This window comes from Sinobaca sp. H24 (assembly GCF_023845525.1).
This window is the reverse complement of sequence record NZ_JALBWT010000010.1, coordinates 151,180-175,633: the sequence shown is the minus strand read 5'-3', so window position 1 is coordinate 175,633 and position 24,454 is coordinate 151,180. Positions and strand designations below refer to the sequence as shown.

15 protein-coding genes, 9 pseudogenes and 1 other annotated feature are annotated in these 24,454 nt (G+C 46.1%); all 24 genes and pseudogenes read left to right on the top strand.

Going from position 1 to position 24,454, the window contains the following annotated elements; all coding sequences use genetic code 11:
- Positions 1-115 precede the first annotated feature (115 nt).
- Positions 116-616, top strand: a complete 501-nt coding sequence (locus tag MMY81_RS15045; RefSeq protein ID WP_252313522.1) for a PASTA domain-containing protein — start codon at positions 116-118, stop codon at positions 614-616.
- 156 nt (positions 617-772) lie between these two features.
- The gene (locus tag MMY81_RS15040; protein WP_252313521.1) at positions 773-2,257 is read left to right on the top strand and encodes a UDP-N-acetylmuramoyl-L-alanyl-D-glutamate--2,6-diaminopimelate ligase; all 1,485 of its coding nucleotides are present in this window, start codon (positions 773-775) and stop codon (positions 2,255-2,257) included.
- A gap of 18 nt (positions 2,258-2,275) precedes the next feature.
- Positions 2,276-3,245: pseudogene (gene mraY / locus MMY81_RS15035) on the top strand (phospho-N-acetylmuramoyl-pentapeptide-transferase).
- A pseudogene (murD, locus tag MMY81_RS15030) lies at positions 3,245-4,598 on the top strand (UDP-N-acetylmuramoyl-L-alanine--D-glutamate ligase). Before mraY ends, murD begins: the two co-directional pseudogenes overlap by 1 nt.
- A 40-nt stretch (positions 4,599-4,638) precedes the next feature.
- Positions 4,639-5,739 carry an undecaprenyldiphospho-muramoylpentapeptide beta-N-acetylglucosaminyltransferase gene (gene murG, locus MMY81_RS15025; RefSeq protein ID WP_252313520.1) on the top strand — a complete coding sequence of 367 codons (1,101 nt, stop codon included), beginning with the start codon at positions 4,639-4,641 and terminating at the stop codon, positions 5,737-5,739.
- A gap of 16 nt (positions 5,740-5,755) precedes the next feature.
- Positions 5,756-6,671, top strand: a pseudogene (gene murB / locus MMY81_RS15020) (UDP-N-acetylmuramate dehydrogenase).
- 83 nt (positions 6,672-6,754) lie between these two features.
- Positions 6,755-7,444, top strand: a complete 690-nt coding sequence (locus MMY81_RS15015) for a cell division protein FtsQ/DivIB (protein ID WP_252313519.1) — start codon at positions 6,755-6,757, stop codon at positions 7,442-7,444.
- Positions 7,441-7,737, top strand: coding sequence for a hypothetical protein (locus MMY81_RS15010; RefSeq protein ID WP_252313518.1), 297 nt, complete (start codon positions 7,441-7,443; stop codon positions 7,735-7,737). The genes MMY81_RS15015 and MMY81_RS15010 overlap by 4 nt, the downstream gene beginning before the upstream one ends.
- A 230-nt stretch (positions 7,738-7,967) precedes the next feature.
- Positions 7,968-9,300, top strand: a pseudogene (gene ftsA, locus MMY81_RS15005) (cell division protein FtsA).
- Positions 9,301-9,338: 38 nt separating this feature from the next.
- Positions 9,339-10,536: pseudogene (gene ftsZ / locus MMY81_RS15000) on the top strand (cell division protein FtsZ).
- A 71-nt stretch (positions 10,537-10,607) separates the two neighbouring features.
- Entirely contained in the window at positions 10,608-11,444 is an 837-nt protein-coding gene (gene pgeF, locus MMY81_RS14995) for a peptidoglycan editing factor PgeF (RefSeq protein WP_252313517.1), read from the top strand.
- Between the two features lie 16 nt (positions 11,445-11,460).
- Positions 11,461-12,153 carry a YggS family pyridoxal phosphate-dependent enzyme gene (locus MMY81_RS14990; protein ID WP_252313516.1) on the top strand — a complete coding sequence of 231 codons (693 nt, stop codon included), beginning with the start codon at positions 11,461-11,463 and terminating at the stop codon, positions 12,151-12,153.
- Between the two features lie 35 nt (positions 12,154-12,188).
- On the top strand, positions 12,189-12,623 hold the full coding sequence (locus MMY81_RS14985; protein ID WP_120192319.1) for a cell division protein SepF: 435 nt from the start codon (positions 12,189-12,191) through the stop codon (positions 12,621-12,623).
- Between the two features lie 12 nt (positions 12,624-12,635).
- Entirely contained in the window at positions 12,636-12,890 is a 255-nt protein-coding gene (locus MMY81_RS14980) for a YggT family protein (protein ID WP_252313515.1), read from the top strand.
- Positions 12,891-12,901: 11 nt separating this feature from the next.
- The gene (locus MMY81_RS14975) at positions 12,902-13,681 is read left to right on the top strand and encodes a YlmH family RNA-binding protein (protein WP_252313514.1); all 780 of its coding nucleotides are present in this window, start codon (positions 12,902-12,904) and stop codon (positions 13,679-13,681) included.
- A gap of 21 nt (positions 13,682-13,702) precedes the next feature.
- Positions 13,703-14,201 (top strand): annotated as a pseudogene (locus MMY81_RS14970) (DivIVA domain-containing protein).
- A 36-nt stretch (positions 14,202-14,237) separates the two neighbouring features.
- Positions 14,238-14,454 (top strand) — a binding site (T-box leader).
- A gap of 93 nt (positions 14,455-14,547) precedes the next feature.
- Positions 14,548-17,310, top strand: a pseudogene (gene ileS / locus MMY81_RS14965) (isoleucine--tRNA ligase).
- 134 nt (positions 17,311-17,444) lie between these two features.
- Positions 17,445-17,947: pseudogene (gene lspA / locus MMY81_RS14960) on the top strand (signal peptidase II).
- Positions 17,913-18,826, top strand: a pseudogene (locus MMY81_RS14955) (RluA family pseudouridine synthase). Before lspA ends, MMY81_RS14955 begins: the two co-directional pseudogenes overlap by 35 nt.
- A 221-nt stretch (positions 18,827-19,047) precedes the next feature.
- Positions 19,048-19,599 (top strand): bifunctional pyr operon transcriptional regulator/uracil phosphoribosyltransferase PyrR, encoded by a 552-nt coding sequence (pyrR, locus tag MMY81_RS14950; protein WP_120192313.1) that lies wholly within the window; start codon positions 19,048-19,050, stop codon positions 19,597-19,599.
- 151 nt (positions 19,600-19,750) lie between these two features.
- A complete protein-coding gene (locus tag MMY81_RS14945; protein WP_252313513.1) occupies positions 19,751-21,082 on the top strand; it encodes a solute carrier family 23 protein in 1,332 nt (443 codons plus the stop codon).
- Positions 21,083-21,133: 51 nt separating this feature from the next.
- Complete coding sequence (locus MMY81_RS14940; RefSeq protein WP_252313532.1) at positions 21,134-22,066, top strand: aspartate carbamoyltransferase catalytic subunit; 933 nt, start codon at positions 21,134-21,136, stop codon at positions 22,064-22,066.
- Complete coding sequence (locus tag MMY81_RS14935; protein ID WP_252313512.1) at positions 22,066-23,349, top strand: dihydroorotase; 1,284 nt, start codon at positions 22,066-22,068, stop codon at positions 23,347-23,349. Before MMY81_RS14940 ends, MMY81_RS14935 begins: the two co-directional genes overlap by 1 nt.
- A gap of 1 nt (position 23,350) precedes the next feature.
- Positions 23,351-24,439 carry a carbamoyl phosphate synthase small subunit gene (locus MMY81_RS14930; RefSeq protein WP_252313511.1) on the top strand — a complete coding sequence of 363 codons (1,089 nt, stop codon included), beginning with the start codon at positions 23,351-23,353 and terminating at the stop codon, positions 24,437-24,439.
- Positions 24,440-24,454 lie beyond the last annotated feature (15 nt).

The window sequence follows — 24,454 nt, the reverse complement described above, 5'->3', positions numbered from 1 at the left end:
GACCGATGTGGAAAATGACGAAGTTTTTGAAGAAACAGGAATTGATACGGTTAACTTCACGGAAATGACAACAAAGCAGGCGCAGGAAAAAAGCTGAATCTCTTGTTTAGTTCCGGTGGTTGTAGGAGCTGGAAACGATATTGAATCCCAGCTTCCGGAATCCGGAAACAATGTTATTGCAGGTGAAAAAATATTTTTAAGAACAACCGGCGAAGCCATTATGCCGGATATGACAGGCTGGTCTATTAGAGACGCCAAAAGATTCAGTGAACTGCTGGATAAGCCCCTTCGTTTCGAAGGTTCCGGCTATGTAAGCGAGCAGAATATTGATCCGGAAGCAGAAATTCCAGATAAGGGTGCCATTACGATTACGCTTATGACACCGGCTGAAATGAGAGAAGAAGAGGCAGCAGAAGAAGAACCAGCAGAAGAATCTGAAGAAAACGCCTCTGAAGATGCAGAGGAAACTCAAGAAGATGCAAGTGACGGAGAAGCAGAAGAAGAAACCCCGGAAGAAGGGGAGGAAATTCAGGATAATGAAGAGGGATCAGAAGCAGCAGAGGAAACCGTTCCCGAAGAAGCTCCTCTTGAAGAAGAGCCGGCTGAAACAGAATAAATGAAGCCTTCGAGCGGAAATGATAAAAACGAGGGTGACAAATTTTTATAGGAAGCTTAAAATGAAAATGGTGAAACGGCCGGGGTGTTACCTTGGCCTATTCATTTGTCAGCCCGGTTTTTCAAATAAAAAACGCAATTCGCAGGAGAGTATAAGATGATAACCCTACACGATTTACTGCCGCCGGTACTGGTTCACGGCGCCCTTCCAACGGAAAATCCAGAAATAACATCCATCCATATGGATTCCAGAGAAGTGGTTTCCGGAGGGGTGTTTTTCTGCATTGAAGGTTATACCGTAGATGGACATGAATACGCAGAACAGGCTGTAAGAAATGGTGCCTGCGCAGTAATAGCCAAATATCCGCTGTCGCTTACTGTTCCGGTACTCGTAGTCCGGGATACACAAAAAACAATGGCTATCGCTGCCAGCCGTTTTTATCAGCATCCTACAGGAGAAATGAGATTAATTGGGATTACTGGTACAAATGGAAAAACCACCACAAGCCATCTTCTTGAAGCTGTGCTGAAAGAAAATGCTGTGCAGACCGGCCTGATCGGCACAATGTATACTAAAATTAACGAAGAAATTTTTGAGACGAAAAATACGACCCCGGAATCTGTCACAATCCAGAAAATATTCCGGGATATGAAAGATCAGGAAGTGGATTCCTGCATTATGGAAGTTTCCTCTCACGCTCTCGATTTAGGCAGAGTGAGAGGCTGTGATTTTAATACGGTAGTTTTTACAAATCTAACAAAAGATCACCTTGACTACCATGAAACGATGGATAAATACAGGCAGGCGAAAAGCCTTCTGTTCAGCCAGCTGGGAAATTCCTATGAAGGGGAAGAAAAAACGGCTGTCCTTAATGCAGACGACAGTGCTTCTCTTTTCTTTGAGAAGGTATGCCCTGCTCCTGTGCTGACGTACGGAATAGACGAACCGGCAGATATCCGGGCGGAAAACATTTCCATGACGCCGACAGGAACATCCTTTACGATTGTGACCCCCTGGGGCGAGGCATCGCTTTCTCTTTCCATGGCAGGGAAATTCAGTATCTATAACGCGCTTGCAGCAGCAACGGCCGCTCTTTCTGAAGGCATTTCACTTTCTACCATCGTTTCGGCACTTGGAAAAGTAAAAGGAGTCGCAGGAAGATTTGAGCTGGTCGAGTCTGAGGAGGAATTTGCGGTTATCGTCGATTATGCCCATACGCCGGACAGCCTGAAAAATGTTCTGGAGACGGCCCGGGAAATGGCAGCAGGCTCTGTTTACACAGTGGTAGGCTGCGGAGGCAACCGCGATAAAACGAAGCGGCCGGAAATGGCGAAGATTGCCGTTACGTTATCCGACATGAGTATTTTCACAGCAGACAATCCACGTGATGAGAATCCGGCTTCTATTATTGACGACATGACAATAGGGCTGACTAATACAAACTTTAAAGTGATTGAAGACCGCCGGGAAGCTATTAAATATGCGATAGAACAAGCAGAACCGGGTGATCTTGTATTAATTGCCGGCAAAGGACACGAAACGTACCAGATAATAAAAGATGAAGTATTTTCTTTTGATGATAGAAAAGAAGCGGAAACAGCAATAAAAAAAAAACACATAAGTAAAACTGTTTGTTTTTAATAGAAAGGACGTCCAATAATGGCGCTCAATGTAATAACAGCCAGCATTCTGGCTTTCGTATTTATGATTATTCTTACTCCCTTTTTTATTCCGGCCTTGAAGAAATTTAAATTCGGGCAGAGTATTAGGGAGGAAGGACCGGAGTCCCACATGAAAAAAGGCGGTACTCCAACAATGGGCGGCATCGTAATTCTTGTTTCGCTTATTTTGACTATGCTTGTTATGACGATATGGAACGGGTTTAGTACCGAACTTTTTTTACTGCTTTTAGTAACAGTTGGTTTTGGTACACTCGGGTTTCTTGACGATTTTATTAAAATTGTAAAAAAGCGCAATCTTGGTCTGACATCTAAACAAAAGCTTGCCGGCCAGGCAGTAATAGCGCTGATCTTCTTTATCGTTATTTTATTCAGGGGATTTTAGTACATCCGTGTCGGTGCCTGCAACCAATTTCAGCATTGACCTGGGCTTCCTGTACTTTTTCCTGGTTATCTTTATGCTGGTCGGGGCATCCAATGCTGTAAACTTAACCGATGGCCTGGACGGTCTTTTAGCAGGCACAGGAGCCGTAGCCTTTCTGGCTTTTGCGATTTTGGCATGGATCCAGGGCGCATCCGATGTTGCTGTCTTTTCTTTTGCTATAGTGGGCGCCTGCTTAGGATTTCTTGTGTTTAATGCACATCCAGCTAAAGTATTTATGGGAGACACGGGATCTCTTGCCCTTGGCGGAGCGATTGCAGCTATTGCCATTCTGCTTGGAGCTGAGCTGATTCTCGTTGTTATCGGCGGCGTGTTTGTTATTGAAACGCTATCCGTTATTATCCAGGTGGCATCGTTTAAGTTAAGAGGTAAACGAATCTTTAAAATGAGTCCAATCCACCATCATTTTGAACTGTCCGGCTGGTCGGAATGGAAAGTAGTTACTGTATTCTGGAGTACTGGACTCGTTCTGGCTGTGGCAGGAATTATAATTGAGGTGCTGATATAATGAAGCAATCCCTGTATAAAGATAAACACGTGTTAATTGTAGGACTTGCTAAAAGCGGAATGTCAGCCGCAAGGCTTCTTCACCGCCTCGGTGCCCATGTAATAGTAAATAATGGGGCTTCTTCTGAAGGGTCAACAGAGAAAAAGAATTAAAACAGCTTGGAATTCCTCTTCACAGCGGAGGGCATCCGTTGTCCCTCCTTGAAGAAAAAATAGATATAATAGTAAAAAATCCAGGTATACGCTACGATCTGCCGTTGTTTGAAAAGGCCGGCGAGTTGAATATACCTGTTATTACAGAAATGGAAATAGCAGGCCGCTTATGCGAAGGTACAATGATAGCCATTACCGGCTCCAACGGAAAAACCACTACTTCGAGCCTTCTCCATGCGCTGCTCGAGGAGGGTGGAAAGAAGTCTTATTTAGCCGGAAATATTGGAACGGTAGCCTGTGAAGTATCGGAACAGGTAAAGCAGGATGAATTTATGGTGACCGAGGTTTCGAGTTTTCAATTAAAAGGAAGCCCTGCCTTTCAGCCGAATATCGGCATTATTTTAAACATATTTGACGCGCATTTGGATTATCATGGTTCAAAAGAAGATTATGTAGCATCCAAAGGAAAAATGTTTGCCAACATGACCGAGGAAGAATATGCACTTTATAACGCGGATGATCCTGAAGTGACGGCGCTTGCCAAACAATCGAACGCGAGGCTGTTTCCTTTTTCCACGACAGAAATACTATCAGAGGGAGCCTGCATTAAAGACGGATGGATGATGTTTCAAAACGAGCCCGTAATGGAAATGAGTAAAGCATCCCTGCCGGGCAGGCATAATCATGAAAAATGCTTGCAGCGGCAGCAGCAGCTATGCTGAGCGGCGTAGACCGTCAAGCAGTGGAAAACGTATTAACCACCTTCTCGGGTATTAAGCACAGGCTTCAGTACGTAGGAGATGTGAACGGTATACGTGTGTATAACGATTCCAAAGCTACCAATATTCTTTCCACCCAAAAGGCCATTGAAGCTTTTTCAGACCCGGTCGTCCTGATTGCTGGCGGCCTGGACAGGGGGAACGAATTTGACAGCCTCGAGGCCGCTTTTGCGGGTCTTAAAGCAGTAGTAGCATATGGTGAAACAAAATATAAACTGGCAGACACCGCAGAAAAAGCAGGTCTGAGCATAGTGAAAATAGTAGATACTCTTGAAGAAGCAACGGCGGCGGCTGGCGCTGTTGCAGAAGCGGGGGATGTACTTCTTCTTTCTCCGGCCTGTGCAAGCTGGGACCAGTTCAAAACGTTTGAGCAGAGAGGCGACCTTTTTATTCAGGAAATTAACAAACAAAAAAAGCAGTGATAGCTTCTCCGTCAGCGAAGAAGCATAAAGGAGTATGTTAATGAGAATAGTAATAACCGGGGGCGGAACCGGAGGCCATATTTATCCGGCGCTGGCCCTCGTTAAAGAAATAAAAAGAATAGCTCCTGAGAGTGAATTTTTATATATCGGAACAGAAAAAGGCCTGGAGAGCGATATTGTGCCCCGTGAGGGCATTCCGTTCCAAACCATTGAAATTACTGGATTTAAACGGAAGCTTTCTCTGGATAATGCAAAGACGATCTGGCGGTTTATCAATGGAACATCCAAAGCTAAAAAAATGATTAAAGAGTTTAAAGCAGACATTGTTATCGGAACCGGAGGCTACGTAGCTGGACCGGTCGTATACGCAGGGGCGAAGCTTAACATTCCCTGTATCATCCACGAACAAAACAGTGTTCCCGGGTTAACCAACAAATTTTTGAGCAGGTACGCTGAAAAAGTCGGCATTGCTTTTCAGGAAGCCGCCTCGTTTTTTCCTTCAGAAAAGGTGGAGTTTGTAGGAAATCCCCGGGCATCTGAAGTGGCAAACCATTCCCCGGTAAATCCGCTGGCCTCTCTCGGCCTTAAGCCCGGTCGTAAAACTGTTCTTATTGTAGGCGGCAGCAGAGGTGCAAAACCTATTAACGAAGCATTCCTAGGCTCATTAAAGGAAACTGCGGGACACGACTGGCAGTATCTGTATGTTACCGGCTCCGTTCATTACGATAATGTGATGGAAAAGGTAAAAGAAGCAGGAAACCCGGAAAATGTTTCCATCCAGCCTTTTCTTCATAACATGCCGGATGTGCTTCACCATGTTGACCTGATTGTCACAAGAGCAGGGGCTACCACAATCGCAGAGATTACAGCGCTCGGCGTACCTGCTGTTTTAATCCCAAGCCCTTATGTCACGAACAATCATCAGGAAAAGAATGCGCTCGCCCTTGAAATGAATGGAGCTGCTGTTCTCCGCAAAGAAAAAGATGTAACAAGTGAAGTGCTTATGCAGGACATACAATCCATCTTGTCAGAAGAAAGCAAATGGAAAGAGATGAAAGAAGCATCACTCAGCCTGGGTGTGCCTGACGCATCCAGCCGCTTATACAAACTAATGGATTCATTAATAAAGTCAAATAAATAGAGAAAGGAGCACTTTCATGAAAGAGGTATTGCAGCGTCTGAAAGACGAACAGGTAGGCTATGTAGCCGAAGACGAGCCATTATCCAAGCATACTACCTGGAAAATCGGCGGACCGGCGGATTTATTTATCGAGCCGGATTCCGTAGAAGGGCTGGTAACAGCTCTGGAAGAAATTAAAGAACAAAAGCTTCCCTGGCGCGCTATTGGAAGAGGATCCAACCTTTTAGTTGATGATAAAGGGATCGAAGGAGCGGTTATTAAACTGGGCAACCGCCTCAGCGGCATGGAGCTGGATGAGGAAACCGGCATACTAACTGTCGATGCAGGCTATTCATTAATTAAGCTGGCAACCATTATTAGCAAAAAAGGATTTTCCGGATTTGATTTGCCGGAGGAATTCCGGAAACAATAGGTGGAGCTGTCTTTATGAATGCCGGCGCCACGGCACAGAAATTGCGGATGTTCTTGTAAAAGCAAGAGTGCTGGTTCCGGATGGAAGACTGGAATGGATAGATACAGAAAAATATGGGATTTTCTTATCGCAATCGAGACTTCAGAAGGAGAAAGGTATCTGTGTACAGGCGGTTTTTTCAGCTCAAAGAAGGAATAAAAGAGACATTGTAGCAGAAATGCAAAAAACATAAAAGCTACAGGAGAGAAACACAGCCATGGAATCTGCCGTGTGCAGGAAGTGTGTTCCGAAATCCCCTTCCCCATCACGCCGGACAGCTCGTTGGAATCCTCCGGCCTGAAAGGGTATGTACATGGCGGAGCGCAGATTTCAGAACTCCACGGAAATTTCATCGTAAATACCGGAGAGGCTAAAGCGGAAGATGTACTCGCTATTGTCGAACATGTAAAAGCATACTGTGTGGGAAAAATATCAGGTAGTAATGAATACAGAAGTAGAAATTGTGAAAAGGCGCGGTTGATGCGTTTTTTCACGATTTCTTTACATAGTATCCGGGGCAGGATTGGAGGTTGAAAAAGATGTCTGATAAGAAAGTAGTGCCGATTGAAGAAACGGATTCCCACCTTGCAGGAGCAGAGAAGAAAGCGTTCGAACAGGCGTTTTGTAATATATCTTTCCATCTTTTTGATCTTAATTGGTCTGGTTATTTATTTCCAGTCGCCATTGAGCAATATACGCGCTGTGGAAGTAGAAGGCAATCAAATTGCAGAGAAAAACGTCATTATTGAAACGAGCGGCATCGTTACTGGAGAGAACATCTGGTCCATCGACAGAGGGAGCGCGGAAGCAGAGATAGAGGAACTGGAAGAAGTCCAGGAAGCCTCCATCAGCCGTTCTCTTCCCGGCAGAGTAGTCATTGATATTACAGAGCAGGAACGCGTCGGCTATGTTATTTCAGAAGGCACGTTTATCCCTGTATTAACAACAGGCGCTGTACTGCGTAATAAACCTTCCGAACAGATTCCAAGCGATGCCCCGCTTCTGCACGGGTTCTCTGATGAAGAAAAGCTCGAACGCTTTTCAAAAGAAATGAGTAATGCAGGAGACGGTATTAGAAACAGCATCTCGGAAGTGATTTTTTCGCCGACAGAAGAAGATCCCAATGAACTAAAGCTTTTTATGAACGACGGAATTGAAGTAGAAAGCACGATTCCGGGATTTGCTGAACATATGGCATCTTATCCCTCTGTCTCTGCGGAGGTCGACCGCAGCGTCCGGGTGTTCTTCATATGAAGCTGACGCCTTATTTTGAAAGCGATGAAGAAGCTGAAGAAGAAAGCGGAACCGGAGAGGAAGAACTCCCGGCAGAAGAAGGCGGAAATGACGGGGCTCCTGAGGAAGCGGCTGCAGAAGAAGCCGGAGAAGCCGCAGAATCTTCTGAAGAAGAAGTTCCGGCTGAAGACTCTGCAGAAATCGAAACAGAAGAAGCTCCGGCCGAAGAAACCGAAGAATCTGCTGAAGAGAACGACGATATTTCGGAAACAGCACCGGAAAATGAAGAATCCACCCCGGTTAATGAAGAATAACAGTGAATTTAATTCAACGTGCTCTTTTCTGCTGAGCATAATTCATGTAAACTAGACGTTATAAGTGTAAATAACCTTTCCATTCTATAGTAAAAAGTGATCTCATTAAAAAAAGTAAATAATTTTCTGTTAAGATACCACAACAGCGTGTTGCTCATGTAATATAAATAGAGTAAACAACTCGGAATCTAAAACAGAGACTTGGGTGTTAGCATAGGAGGTGCCGACTAGTGAATAATGAAGATATTTATGTAAGTTTAGATATTGGTACATCTGCCGTTAAAGTAATTATTGGGGAGATGTCAGGCAAATCTCTACAGGTGATCGGTGTAGGAACCGCACCTTCCAGAGGAATGAAGCGGGGAGCTATTGTCGATATAGATGAAACTGTTCATTCTATTAGAGAAGCGATTCAAAAAGCAGAGCGCATGGTAGGCCTTTCTATTACCCGCGTTATTCTCGGAGTGAACGGCAATCATATTGAAATGAAACCATGCAGCGGAGTAGTGGCTGTTTCGAGCTCTGACCGTGAAATCCGCGATGAAGATATAGACCGGGTTATGGATGCCGCTCAGGTCCTCTCCATTCCTCCTGAAAGAGAAATTGTAGATACGATCCCGACACAGTTCATTGTAGATGGATTAGAGGGGATCACAGATCCACGGGGGATGATGGGTGTACGTCTCGAAGTGGAAGCTACGCTTATTACCGGTGCCAAAACAACCTTACATAACCTGCTGCGTTGTGTAGAAAGAGCCGGACTGGAAATAGAAGCGCTGTGTCTTCAGCCTTTAGCCGCCGGTGATTTTGCTCTTTCCAAAGATGAAAAAACGCTTGGTGTGGCCATGGTTGATATCGGTGGAGGATCTACCACCATTTCTGTATTCAAAGATGGCATGATGCAGGCTCTGCGTGTGCTGTCTATTGGCGGGGATCATATTACCAACGATATTTCTGTCGGCCTGCGTACCACTTCAGAAGAAGCGGAGCGTATTAAACGACATCATGGCTATGCGTTTTATTGACGATGCTTCCGAAGATGTAACATTTAGTATGAATACGATGGGAAATGACCATTCTGAAGATTATTCCCAATATGAAATTGCACAGATTATCGAGCCAAGGCTTGAAGAGATCTTTGAACTTGTGCATGAAGAAATTTACCGTATGGGCTATTCCGACCTGCCCGGCGGTTATATCTTTACAGGCGGTTCTGTAATGATTCCGGGAACGCTTGATCTCGCAGAGGATGTTCTGCGCCAGAACGTACGTATGACAGTACCTGACTATATCGGCGTCAGAGAGCCCATTTATACAACTGCCATTGGTCTTATTGAATTTGCCCATGAACATGTTAAAATTCAAGATAAGGAAATGGCGGTCACATCTTCTACTGAAGAGCAGTCTTTTCAGGCAGCACCTCTTCCGCCTGCAGATGCAAAGCCTAAGAAAGACCGTAAAGAACTCAGGGAACAACGTGAAAAAGAAAATCAATCTAATCAGTCTGATCAGCCTACAGTAAAAAGCAAAGTGAAGAATTTCTTCAAAGTGTTTTTTGAATAAAACAAAGGGTCAGAATTGATAAACTAGGAGGATCATTGATGTTAGAATTTGAAATGGATATGGACCAGCTCGCACAGATTAAGGTTCGGAGTAGGGGGCGGCGGTTCCAATGCGGTTAACCGCATGATTGAAAACGGACTACAGGGTGTAGAGTTTATTTCTGTTAACACAGACGCCCAGGCACTTCAGCTCTCCCAGGCTGAAACAAAGCTTCAGCTTGGCGGAAAGCTTACACGCGGGCTTGGAGCAGGAGCTAATCCTGAGATCGGTAAAAAAGCTGCTGAGGAAAGCAAAGAGCAGATCGAAGAGGCGCTTATGGGTGCTGATATGGTATTTATTACTGCAGGTATGGGAGGCGGTACAGGAACAGGTGCTGCTCCCGTTATCGCAGAAATTGCTAAAGAAATCGGCGCCCTTACAGTCGGCGTTGTAACACGTCCGTTTACATTCGAAGGCAGAAAGCGTTCCAGCCAGGCAGCAAACGGAATTATATCTTTAAAAGAAAAAGTAGATACACTGATTGTCATTCCAAACGATCGTCTGCTTGAAATTGTAGACAAGAGCACGCCGATGCTTGAAGCATTCCAGGAAGCTGATAATGTACTCCGCCAGGGTGTACAGGGTATCTCTGACTTAATCGCAGTACCGGGACTGATTAACCTGGACTTTGCCGACGTTAAAACAATTATGAGTGAAAAAGGTTCTGCTCTCATGGGAATCGGTATTGCTACCGGCGAAAACCGGGCAGCTGAAGCTGCTAAAAAAGCAATTTCAAGTCCGCTTCTTGAAACATCTGTTAATGGGGCCCAGGGTGTTCTCATGAATATTACAGGCGGCGCTAACTTAAGCCTGTTTGAAGTACATGAAGCAGCAGAAATTGTTTCTGAAGCCTCTGATCTTGAAGTTAATATGATCTTCGGTTCGGTTATTAACGAAAACCTTCAGGACGAAATAGTGGTAACGGTTATTGCTACAGGGTTTGAAGATAATGAAGATAAACGTGCACGAGTGAATCCAAGAGGACAGAGCCAGCAGCCGAGTGCTTCTCCAAGAAGAAGCCAGCAGTACAGCCAGCCTGCTCCAGCGAGAAGCCGTCAGACTCCGCCGCCGGGCGCCGGACGTGATGACGAGTATACAGAGCAGCCAAGAGAAAGAGAATCTCATTCTCCAGCTGAAGAAGAATCAGATGCACTTGATATTCCGGCATTCCTTAGAAACCGCCGTAAGAAAAAATAAATTCTTAAGCCGGACGTGTTCAACGCGTCCGGCTTTTTTCAAGAATGGCTTATTGAAAAGGAGAATTATACATGACAGCCAGCAGGGAACCTTTTACACAATCCGCGAGCTCGTTTTTGACCCTCACTTCCCCTTCGTTTTCGGCACCGGGAGATATAACCGCCGGATTTACGATAAGGTCCGGCGGTCACAGCCCGGCTCCTTTTGCGAGCAATAATATGGCCTTTCACGTTGGAGACGAAGCTGATAACGTCGTCGAAAACCGAAAAATGGTCGCGGCTGAGGCGGGAAGGCCGCTTTCCACATGGACAGCAGCCGAGCAGGTGCACAAAGCAGACATTATACATGCTGTCAGGGATGACGCCGGAAAAGGTGCTTTAACGCGGGAAAGCCGGGTAGGCGAAGCAGATGGCATGTATACCAGCTCTGCCGATGTAACGTTGGTGAGCTTCTATGCTGACTGTGTGCCATTATATTTTCACGCCCCGCGCAGCGGGCTGGTCGGACTGGCCCATGCAGGCTGGAAAGGAACCGCTCTAAATATAGGAGCGCGGATGATCGAAACATGGGAAAAAGAAGAAGGTATCGCTCCGGAAGAAATATACGCCGTGATCGGTCCTTGTATTTCCCAGCAGCATTATGAAGTGGATGACACCGTTATAAATGCAATGAAACAGGTACTGGGTTCTTCAGCTGCCGCGCCCTGGACTAAGAACAGCAGCGGCAGGTATCAACTGGATATGAAAGCAGTGAACCGCCTGCTTCTGGAACAGGCGGGTATACCAGCAGCGCAAATTGAAATCACCTCCTACTGTTCATTTGAGCAGGAGCAGTTATTTTTTTCACACCGCCGGGATAAAGGAAAGAGTGGGCGGATGATGAGCTTTATCGGTAAAAATGCAGATTAGAAAGGGGAAAGGCACGTTGGGAGATGTAGAGGGAAATCTGGCGAACATTAAACAGACAATCGCAGAAGCATGCAGCAGAGCCGACCGCCGGGAAGATGAAGTTCATATCATCGCTGTCACAAAATATGTATCGATGGAAACAGCCGAACGTGCTATTGAAGCAGGAATTTCCCATCTTGGCGAGAATAGGATAGAAGGAGCACTGGATAAATGGGAAAAGCTTCAGGATAAAGCATCTTTTCATTTTATCGGCCAGCTTCAATCCAAAAAAGCGAAAAAAATTATCGGCAAATATGAATATATTCACTCACTGGATCGTATGTCATTAGCAGAAGAACTGGAAAAAAGGCTGGAGGATGGAAATAAAGTTAAATGCTTTGTGCAGGTTAATGTGTCCGGTGAAGCTTCCAAAGCAGGCCTGGATTCTGCAGAAGTCATTCCGTTTATCCAACGTCTCGAAGGTTTTTCTGCTATTGAAGTGGTAGGGCTGATGACAATGGCACCATATGAAGAAGAGCCGGAAAAAACGAGGGGATGGTTCCGTGAGCTGAGAGAGCTGAGAGATCGTGTGCGGAAGCTCGGCCAGACGAACGCTCCCTGTGAAGAGCTGTCAATGGGGATGTCCAATGATTATGCTATTGCAATCGAAGAAGGCGCAACGTATATTAGACTTGGAACAAGTCTTGTAGGTAATGAAACGAACGCCTGAGAGGCATCATACTATTAAAGGCAGGAGGAAAATCCATGGGTTTCAAAAAAAACTTTAAGCGTTTTTTTGAATTAGAAGACGGCACGGTCGAGGACAGGGACCCGCTCATAAAATACGAAGAGGATCCGGTTCCGGATCCGGCACCGCCTGCAAAAGAAAAGTCCAATGTTGTCAGTCTGCAAAGTCTTCAGCAATCAGCAAAAATGATATTGGTCGAGCCCAGAACCTATGAAGAGGCACAGGATATTGCAGATCATTTAAAAAATAGAAAATCTGTTATTATTAATTTGCAGCGCCTTCAGCACGACCAGGCAAAGCGGATTGTTGATTTTCTCAGCGGCACTGTTTATGCTATAGGCGGAGACATTCAAAAAGTCGGTGAAAATATATTTTTGTGCACTCCGGACAATATTGATGTGTCCGGTGCCATTTCAGAAGCACTGTATGAACATAATCAGGAACAACCTTAAAGGAGAGAAATAATGGCGCAAATTGGAGCAATTTTAGCTGCAGGAATGCAGATCTATTCATTTATCGTACTAGCTTATATTCTTATGTCGTGGTTTCCCAATGCCCGGGAAACATCCATCGGCCAGTTTATAGGATCCATCGTGGAACCTTTTCTGGAGCCGTTCCGCCGCGTGATTCCACCGCTTGGAATGTTTGATATTTCTCCACTAGTGGCTCTGCTCGTATTAAATATGGCAAGCCGCGGTGTTCAAGCGTTATTTATGTAAAAGGAGCATCTATGGACTATTCTGAGCATTTTCGAAAAGAAGAACACCCCTTCATCGAGCAGGTGCGGGATTGGAAGCAGGCAGTAGAGACGTATTATGAAACTAAGCTGACAGATTTTCTTGATCCACGTGAACAGGATCTGCTCGCGATGATCATCGGTAAAGATGAAACCGTACGTTATCAGTTTCATGGAGGAGCCAATGGGGCTGAACGAAAAAGAGCCTGTATTTATCCTTTTTATGAAGAAATAACAGAAGACTCGTTTCATTTAGCTTTATACGAAGTTTCCTATCCCGCCAAGTTTGTAACCCTCCGCCACCCCGATATACTGGGGACGCTTACGGGTCTTGGCATTAAAAGAGAAAAATATGGGGATATTATAGCCGGTGAAGGGTTTTTTCACTGTGTGGTAAGCGAAGAAGTCAGCCTGTACCTGGAAATGAATCTGACTAAAGCCGGCAATGCACCGGTGCAGGTCGAGAGAAAGCCGCTGCAGGATGCATTGGAAGCAGAGGAAAGCTGGGAGGAGGTAAGCTCCACGATTACTTCTTTCAGGCTTGATGTCCTTATTGCTGAAATGTACGGCGTTTCCAGAAGCAAAGCGCTTCCTTATATTGAAAAAGAAAAAGTAAAAGTAAATTGGAAGACCATTACCCAGCCGGCTTATCAGGTTGCCCCCGGCGATTATGTATCCGTGCGGGGCATGGGACGGCGGAAGATTTTAAGTAATGAAGGATTGACGAAAAAAGGACGATATCGTTTGCAGTACGGAAAAAAGAAAGACCAATAAACGACAGCAGAGGTGAAGCCAGTGCCAATTACTCCTTTAGATATCCATAATAAAGAGTTTACAAAAGGATTCCGCGGCTATGATGAAGATGAGGTTAATGAGTTTTTTGGATCAGGTAATTAAAGATTTTGAAGCTGCTATCCGTGAAAAAAATGAATGGCAGACAAAAGCAGAAGATCTGGAAGAACGTGTAGAACACTTCTCCGCTATTGAAGATACGCTGAATAAGTCGATTATGGTTTCCCAGGAAACGGCAGAAGAAGTAAGAAAAAGCTCCAATAAAGAATCCCAGCTGATCATTCAGGAAGCGGAGAAAAACGCGGATCGTCTGATTAACGACGCATTGAGCCGTACAAAGAAAATGGAATTGGAAATGCAGGAGTTGAAAAAGCAGGCCAGCGTATACCGGATGAGGTTTAAAATGCTTGTCGAGGCCCAGATGAATCTCTTACATAGCGAAGAATGGGAAGATATTGCGAAGGAAACGCCTGCAGCAGAGACGGATCGAAATATTGACTAACCGGATTTTCTGAATTATACTTTCTACACAACATATTAAAAAACGAAGACAGGGACATACTTTATCGTACGCCGTCTGGACAGCGAGCTGTGACATGGTGAAAGCACAGTACAATGGCAGGTAAAGACATCACCCTGTAGTTCCGATACTGAAATAAAAGTAGGTACCGGCGGTTGTTTACCGTTATACAAACCCAAAGTGGCTGTGTTTTTTCAGCTATTAGGGTGGTACCGCGAGCCTTCTCGTCCCTATCGGATCGAGAGGGCTTTTTTGTGTGTCTGGATGATGTATCCGTATATTGAAACTTTTAAAAAGAGCTTACAAGTAAATGAATGGGGGAAATAAAATGAGTTACAAAGAAACACTTCTCATGCCGAAAACGGCGTTTCCAATGCGCGGCAATCTGCCGAACCGGGAGCCGGAAAGACAAAAAGAATGGGAAAGCGAAAACATGTATCAAAAAGTACAGGAACGCACAGCCGGACGTCCGTTATTTGTGCTCCATGATGGACCGCCGTATGCAAACGGAGATATCCATATGGGTCATGCCCTGAATAAAGTATTAAAGGATTTCATCGTCCGCTACAAATCCATGTCCGGGTTTCATGCCCCTTATGTGCCGGGCTGGGATACCCACGGTCTTCCGATTGAAACGGCATTAACAAAAAACAAAAAAGTAAACCGGAAAAAAATGTCGGTGGCAGAATTCCGTCAGGCCTGTGAAGACTACGCGTTAAAGCAGGTGGACCGCCAGCGCGAGCAGTTTAAAAGACTCGGCGTACGCGGAGACTGGGATAATCCGTATATTACGCTCACGAATGACTACGAAGCCCAGCAGATTAAAGTATTTGGAGAAATGGCCAAGCGTGGTTATATCTACAAAGGCAAAAAGCCGGTCTATTGGTCACCTTCTTCCGAATCAGCTCTGGCCGAAGCGGAAATTGAATACCATGATAAAAAATCAGCATCTATTTACGTCACGTTTGATGTAAAGGACGGCAAAAATATTCTGGACGGGGACGAAAAGTTTCTTATCTGGACCACGACTCCCTGGACCATCCCGGCAAACCTTGCGATTGCTGTTCATCCGGAGCTGACGTATGTTTCGGTCAGGCAGAATGATAAAAAATATATCGTAGCTGAAGGCCTGTTGGAGCAGCTGAAAACCGAGCTGGAATGGGAAGAGGCTGAAACGCTCCGCACGTTTAAAGGAGAAGAGCTTGAGCATGTAATGACAAGCCACCCTATTTATGGAAGAGACTCTCTTGTTATTCTGGGTGATCATGTAACACTGGATGCTGGTACAGGCTGTGTCCATACAGCGCCCGGGCACGGGGAGGATGACTATGTAGTAGGTCAGCAGTATGGCCTGGAAGTTCTCTGTCCAGTAGATGATAAAGGGTATTTCACGGATGAGGCGCCCGGTTTTGAAGGACTTTTCTATGATGAAGCAAACAAGCAGATCACTCAAAAGCTTGATGAATTAAATGCTCTGGAAAAACTGAACTTTTTCAAGCACTCCTATCCGCATGACTGGCGTACAAAAAACCGGTTATTTTCCGGGCTACTGCTCAGTGGTTCGCTTCTATTAAAGACTTTAGGGAACAGCTGCTCGAAGAAGTAAAAAATGTAACGTGGCTTCCTGAATGGGGAGAAACAAGACTATTTAATATGGTTCGTGACCGCGGGGACTGGTGTATTTCCAGACAGCGGGCATGGGGCGTTCCAATTCCCGTGTTTTACGGAGAAGACGGTGTGGAAATTGTGACAGACGAAACGATTTCCCACGTATCGGATTTATTTAGAAAGCACGGCTCCAATATCTGGTTTGAATGGGACACAAAAGACCTGCTGCCGGAAGGATATCAGTCCGAACAAAGCCCGAACGGTACGTTTACGAGAGAAACAGATATTATGGACGTATGGTTCGACAGCGGTTCCTCCCATCAGGCTGTGCTCGAAGAGCGGGAAGAACTGCAGCGTCCGGCCGATGTTTATCTTGAAGGGTCCGATCAATACAGAGGCTGGTTCAATTCCTCGCTGTCCACAAGCGTTGCCGTAACTGGTAAATCACCGTATAAAGCAGTAATCAGCCACGGGTTTGCGTTGGACGGCAAAGGTCATAAAATGAGTAAGTCGATCGGCAACACCGTTATTCCGAATGACGTCATGAAGCAGCTCGGTGCTGACATTCTTCGTCTTTGGGTATCGAGCGTAGATTATCAGGCAGATGTGCGTATTTCTGACGATATTCTAAAGCAGGTAGCCGAGGTGTACCGTAAAATCAGAAACACGTTCCGCTTTATGCTCGGTAACCTGAATGACTTTAATCCTGCAGAGGACCGCGTAGCTGTAGAGGATCTTCCTGAGCTCGATTTGTTTATGCATGTGAAGCTTCAGGACCTTATTGCTAAAGTAACAAAAGGCTATGAAGAGTACCAGTTTGCAGCGGTTTACCATGCTATTCATAACTACTGCACGGTAGAGCTCAGCTCCTTTTATATGGACAGTGCGAAAATACTCTCTATATCGAAGCGCGACAGCAAAAAACGCCGGGCCATTCAGACGGTTATTTATGACACGCTTCTTGCCCTGACCCGTCTGCTGCACCAATTATTCCGCATACGGCAGAGGAAGCATGGACCTACATTCCGGAAACATCCGCAGAAAGCGTACACTTAACGGATATGCGGAAGCGTTAAGTACAGAAAGCTATCAGGCGTTAAAGAAAAAATGGAATACAATGATGGACGTGCGTGATGACGTGTTAAAAACGCTCGAGCAGGCACGAGCCGAAAAGCTTATTGGCAAATCATTAACAGCATCCATTAAGCTGTATCCTGTACCGGAGCTGAAATCACTTCTGGAAGATACGGACGATCTCGAAAAACTATTTATCGTTTCCAAAGCAGAAATTGCTGGGGAAAAGGAAGAGGCGCCGCCGGAAGCTGATGTATATCAGTCTCTTGCTATTACGGTTCAGGCAGCCGACGGCGACACATGTGAGCGCTGCTGGACGGTTTCAGAAACGGTAGGGGAAGATAAAGACCATCCTACGCTTTGCAGCAAATGCAGCACGATTGTTAAAGAACATTATTCGGAAGTATAATAAATAGAGCTTCTCTCCTCATGGAGGGAAGCTTTTTTAAAGTAGACCCTGGTGAAGCTTCTTTTCTAAAGGGCGCTGTTATGCTAAAATGCATAAGTACGTACAACTTAAGATAAGCCGGAGGAAATTAGATGATGATATTTTATTATTTGCTGGCCCTGTTTATTATTGCTTTGGACCAGCTGACAAAATATGCAGTCGTTATTTATATGGATATAGGAGAAAGCATTGAGCTGATCCCGGACTTTTTATACCTTACTTCCCATCGGAATGAAGGAGCCGCCTTTGGCATTCTCCAGGGGCAGATGTGGTTCTTTTATATTATTACCGTGGTAGTGGTTGCAGCGATTATTTATCACCTGCACAAATACGGGAAAACCAGTATTATGATCGGCCTGCCGCTTGTCCTCATACTGGGGGAGCGCTTGGCAATTTCATTGACCGGGTACTGTTTGGAGCGGTCGTGGATTTCGTGGATACGTATTTCTGGGGCTACAGCTATCCTATCTTTAACGTAGCGGATTCTGCTTTAGTCGTAGGCGTAGGATTATTAATTATAAAAATGATGAGTGACGAATGGAAAGAAAAGAGGAAAAGCAAACATGGAAGTAATGCAGTGGATCATAACAACGGATGAAGAAGGTTCAAGAATCGATCAATTTGTAACAAAACAGGGGGAAGACTGGTCCCGGTCCATGGTACAGCAGTGGATTAAAGAAGGTCAGGTGCTCGTTAATAACAAAACGGTAAAAAGCAATTACAAACTAAACGCGGAAGATGAAGTCGAAGTCAGCGTGCCGGAAGCTGTAGAACCGGACATCCTGCCGGAGAATATTCCGCTGAATGTTGTTTACGAAGACGCAGACGTTATTGTTATAAACAAAGAACGGGGCATAGTCGTTCACCCTGCACCGGGGCATTACAGCGGAACGCTTGTAAATGCTCTTATGTATCACTGTGATGATCTTTCCGGTATTAACGGCGAAAAGCGTCCGGGCATTGTTCATCGTATTGATAAAGATACGACGGGGCTGCTGGTGGCTGCCAAGCACGATAAAGCACATGAACAGCTGAGCCGCCAGCTTCAGGATAAATCCATGAAGCGCGAATATGCAGCGATTGTGCACGGCGTGGTGGAGCATGATAAAGGCACCATTGATGCGCCGATCGGCCGTGACGAAAGAGACCGTCAGAAAATGAAAGTAACCCAGCGCAATGCGAAGGACGCAGTCACTCATTTTGACGTGCTCGAGCGCTTTGCGCATTACACGTATATTCACTGTGAACTGGAAACGGGAAGAACCCACCAAATCCGTGTTCATATGAAAATATTAACCACGTCATTGCGGGAGACCCTAAGTATGGCAAGAAAAACACGCTGCCGATCGACGGCCAGGCTCTTCATGCCCATACGCTCTCTTTTATCCACCCAATGACGCAGGAACGGATGACGTTTAAAGCGCCGCTTCCGGAAGAAATGGAGTCGCTGCTGGAAAGTCTTCGAAAAATTACTTGACCCGGACAGTCACTGTTTGTCATAATAACAACAGATCAACAATCAAATAGCCATTCCTTTAACGACAGTCCCGTGAGGCTGAGAAGGACTTTGCCCTGCATAACAGCTTTCCTGTGAGAAGACTGTTTTGTTATGACGCAGTACATCCATCCTCTCATCCCATCGGACGAGGGGATTTTTTTGTACGCTTTTAACGGGAAACAATACAGGAGGTGCAGGCAGTGGAAACGACAGAACGGGTATTATTGGATGAGCAGGCTGTAAGAAGAGCGTTAACGCGGATCTCACATGAAATGATTGAAAAAAATAAAGGGATGGACGAATGCATCCTTGTCGGCATCAAAACACGGGGGGCTCATATTGCCAACCGCATTGCTGAACAGATCGAAAAAATCGAAGGCCGGCCGGTAGCGGTGGGAGAAGTTGATATAACGCTGTACAGAGACGATCTCAGTCACCGCAGCCAGAATGAGGAGCCGGAACTCAAAGGCACTTCCATTCCGCACACGGTTAAAGATAAACGGGTCATTTTAGTCGATGACGTTCTGTATACTGGAAGAACCGTCAGAGCGGCAATGGATGCCGTCATGGACATTGGACGTCCTTCTCTTATTCAGCTCGCCGTCCTGATTGACCGGGGACATCGTGAGCTTCCGCTCCGCCCGGATTATATCGGCAAAAATGTACCTACATCCAAAGATGAAATAATTGCAGTAAAGCTTAAAGAAAGTGATCAGGCGGACGAAGTAAGTATCCGCCACCAAACTTCATAAAGTACTCTTTAAATCAGTCCAGTGAGACAGATAAGAGGCGATTGGAACGAAGCAGGCCTGTGTAAATCATGCCTGCCTGCTCCTGCGTACCTCTTTGTCTGATGATAAAGAGGTTTTTTGTATAAATTAAATCACAGCGGGGGTAACAACAATGAATAACGACGTAAAATTAGATGTACACGAAAAACCAAAATGGAATCAATGGCTGATTCTCAGCATGCAGCATTTATTTGCGATGTTCGGAGCAACCGTGCTTGTACCGGTTCTGACCGGTCTCAGTCCGTCTGTCGCTTTAGTATCAAGCGGACTCGGAACGCTGGCCTATCTTGTCATCACAAAAGGTCAGGTGCCAGCCTATCTGGGATCATCATTCGCCTTTATTATGCCGGTCATCGCAGCGGTGGCCATCGGCGGACCGGAGGGCGTGATGATAGGAACCTTTACGGCAGGCCTTATCTATGGGGTTACGGCGGTAATTATACAGCGTACCGGGGTAAATTGGCTGATGAATGTGCTGCCGCCGATTGTAGTCGGTCCCGTTATTATCGTTATCGGTCTCGGTCTTGCCGGCACCGCCATCGACATGGCAATGAACTATGACGAAGCGTCGGCTTCCTATATTAATCCATCGCTTCATTTTTCGGTAGCGCTGGCCACCTTATTTATTACGATTATTGCCTCCGTATTTTTCAAAGGATTTCTGAACCTGGTGCCTATTCTGCTTGGTATTATAGGCGGTTATCTGGTAGCTGTCGCCGCTGGACTCGTTTCTTTTCAAAGTGTCATAGAGGCTCCCTGGCTTCATGTGCCGGACTTCGTCATTCCGTTTGCAACGTTTACACCGCAGTGGTCCTGGACAATTGTGCTGATCATGGCCCCTATTGCGGTCGTAACGCTGGCAGAGCATATAGGAGATCAAATGGTGCTCAGTAAAGTAGTAGGGCGCAATTTTATTAAAAAGCCGGGCCTGCACCGCTCGATTATGGGAGATGGGGCGGCTACTATCGTGGCTTCGCTTCTTGGCGGGCCGCCTAACACGACTTACGGAGAGAACATCGGCGTACTCGCCATTACAAGAGTTTTCAGCGTATATGTTATCGGTGGAGCTGCGCTTATGGCGATAGCCTTTGGGTTTGTAGGAAAGGTAGAGGCGCTGATCGCTACGATCCCGGGGGCAGTCATGGGAGGCGTTTCCATTCTGCTGTTTGGCATTATCGCTTCTTCGGGTCTTCGTATGCTGATTGACAATCAAATTAATTTCGGCATTAAACGTAATTTAATTATCGCCTCAGTGATTCTGGTAACCGGCATCGGCGGAGCATTTATTGAAGTGGGCGACCAGCTTGAAATCGCCGGCATGGCGTTTGCGACCTTTATCGGTATTCTGCTGAATGCAGTACTTCCTGGAAAAGAGCATGGATTTGGAAACAGGGCAATGTTTAAGTCTCTTGATCAAGCAGCCAATGAAGACGACGCGGCCTGACTAACTGGATTCTGCGTTTCGAAATGAATAGGAGGACTGGGGATGAAAAGTATGGCACAAGAACAAAAACAACCAGTAAAAACAGGAAAGCAGGGGGATTTTTTAACCCTTGATGAGTGCAGCATAGAGGAAATTGAAGCTCTTCTTCAAAGAGCCCAGGCATTTGCCGAGGGAGAGAAATGGGAGCCGAAAGAAAAAGTGTTTGCTGTAAATCTTTTTTTCGAGCCGAGCACGAGAACAAAAATCAGCTTTGAAGCAGCAGAAAAAAGGCTTGGACTCGATGTCCTTCAGTTTGATGCAGATACATCAAGTGTTAAAAAAGGAGAAACGCTCTACGATACAGTGCGAACGCTGGAAAGTATTGGAGCAGATGTCGCGGTTATCCGCCACAGCAAAGAACGTTATTTCGATGAACTGAGAGATCAGATTGGCATTCCAATTATCAACGGCGGCGATGGCTGCGGGCATCATCCGACCCAGTCCATGCTGGATCTGCTTACGATCAAACAGGAATTCGGATCGTTTGCCGGCATGAATGTAGTCATTGCAGGCGACATCCGCCACAGCCGGGTCGCCCGTTCCAATATAGAGGTATTGGAGCGTCTTGGTGCGAATGTATACGTAAGCGGACCACAAGAGTGGATGGATAAAGACATGATGCGCCGCTTTCTTCCCATAGAAGATGCAGTAGAACAGGCGGACGTCATGATGATGCTTCGGATCCAGCACGAAAGGCATACGGTGAAAATGGTAGCCGGAGCTTCCGAATATCATCATTTGTACGGCCTGACGCCGGAGCGAGAAGCAAGAATGAAACCAAATAGTATCATTATGCACCCCGCCCCGATTAACCGGAATGTGGAAATTGCAGATGAACTGGTAGAGTGCAGACGCTCCCGTATCTTTAAACAGATGACAAACGGTGTGTACTCCAGAATGGCTGTACTGGAAAAAGCCCTTACTACGCAAAAGGAGAGATCATAATGAATGGATGGATCACAAACGCAAAGGTAATGGATGAAACAGGAAAGCTTCAAACCAAAGATGTATTGATTAAAGATAAAAAAATTGGCGCTGTAGGAAGCATGCCGGAGACAGAAGAAGCAGCTATCGATGCAAAAGGCGCCTTTCTTTCCCCGGGCCTTGTGGATGTGCATGTTCATTTGAGAGAACCAGGCGGCGAAAAGAAAGAAACGATTGAAACGGGTACTAAAGCGGCTGCAAAAGGCGGGTTTACTACAGTGTGCCCAATGCCGAATACAAGGCCGGTGCCGGACTCCGCTGAACATATGGATGCTCTTCAGAAAAAAATCAGCGAAACAGCGGTTGTGCGTGTGCTGCCATACGCTTCAATTACAATACGGGAGCTCGGAAAAGATATCGTTGATATGGAAGACCTTAAAAGCCGGGGCGCCTTTGCATTTACAGATGACGGAGTGGGCGTGCAGGATGCATCGGTGATGCTCGAAGCCATGAAGCGGGCAGCGGCTTTAAATATGCCGGTTGTAGCCCACTGTGAAGAAAATACGTTAATCAACAAAGGCAGTGTACATGAAGGAGATTTTTCAAAAAAACACGGCCTGCGGGGCATTCCGGCGGTATGCGAATCCGTACATATTGCAAGAGATGTGCTTCTGGCAGAAGCCGCCGGAGCTCATTATCATGTCTGCCATGTAAGTACGAAAGAGTCCGTCCGGGTCATTCGTGACGCAAAGCGCGCCGGTATCCACGTTACGGCCGAAGTGACGCCGCATCACCTGATTTTATGCGAGGACGATATTCCTTCTGTGGACGCCCAGTACAAAATGAATCCGCCGCTTCGAGGCAGGCAGGATCGGGACGCCCTTATCGAAGGACTTCTCGATGGAACGATTGACTGTATTGCAACCGATCACGCCCCTCACACAGAAGAGGATAAAAACCAGCCGCTGGAAAAGGCTCCATTTGGCATTACAGGAGCAGAAACGGCTTTTCCTCTGCTGTATACGTACCTGGTGAAAAAAGGAACGCTTACCTTTAAGCAGCTGGTGGACGGCCTGACTAAAGACCCGGCCGGGGTGTTCGGGCTGGAGTCCGGCACGCTTACTGAGGGTGCAGCCGCAGACCTCACCTTGATTGATCTGGAAAAAGAAGACACGATCCGTCCGGAAACGTTTGTATCCAAAGGTAAAAATACGCCGTTTAAAGAATGGAAGGCAAGCGGCTGGCCGGTATGGACGATGGTAAACGGAACCGTAGTATATCAAAAAGAGGGAGTGTTCCAATAGGATGAAAAGAAAACTAATTTTAGAAGACGGCACGGTATTTACCGGCCATGCGATAGGAAGTACAAAAGAAACGACCGGAGAGGTTGTGTTCAATACGAGTATGACAGGGTATCAGGAAATTCTCTCCGACCCCTCCTACTGCGACCAGATTATTACACTGACCTATCCTCTTATTGGAAACTATGGAACGAACCGCGACGATTTTGAAACACTCCTGCCTTTAGCAGGCGGACTGATTGTAAAAGAATCAGCCATTCATCCGAGCAACTTCCGCAATATCGGTACGTTGGATGACTGGTTGAAAGAGCATGATATTCCAGGTCTCACAGGTATCGACACAAGAATGCTGACCCGTCTGATCCGGGACCGGGGTACGATGCACGGACGGCTTGCCGATGAAACTGCTGATGAACAGGCGATTATTGAATCGCTGCAGTCGTTTGTACCGTCCAAAGACAAAGTAGCGCAGGTATCTACGAAAAACGCCTACCATGCACCTGGAGCAGGGCGCCGGGTTGTATTAATGGATTATGGTGCCAAGCACGGCATAGCGAGAAATCTTATTAAACGCAACTGCGATGTATTTGTAATGCCGTACAATGCAACCGCAGAGGAGATTTTAAAGCTGGATCCGGACGGCGTGATGCTGAGCAACGGTCCGGGAGATCCGGAAGACGTGCCGGAAGCGGTAGAGGCCGTAAAGAATCTTCTCGGCAAAGTACCGGTATTTGGTATCTGCCTCGGCCATCAGCTGTTGAGCCTGGCAGGCGGCGCCACCTCCTCCAAGCTGAAATTCGGGCACCGGGGCGCAAACCATCCGGTAAAAAATATCCGCACCGGCAAAGTAGACATTACGTCGCAGAACCACGGATATACGATTGACCGGGATTCACTGATGGGAACCGATTTAATGCTGACGCATGTCAATGTAAACGATAATACGGTAGAAGGCGTAGCGCATGAATACTATCCGGCTTTCAGCGTTCAGTACCATCCGGAAGCATGCCCGGGACCAAACGATTCCAATGAACTATTCGATCAGTTTATGAGCATGATAGACAAACATAAAAAAGCATCTACAGCTGTTTAAAAGAAGGGGAGACTA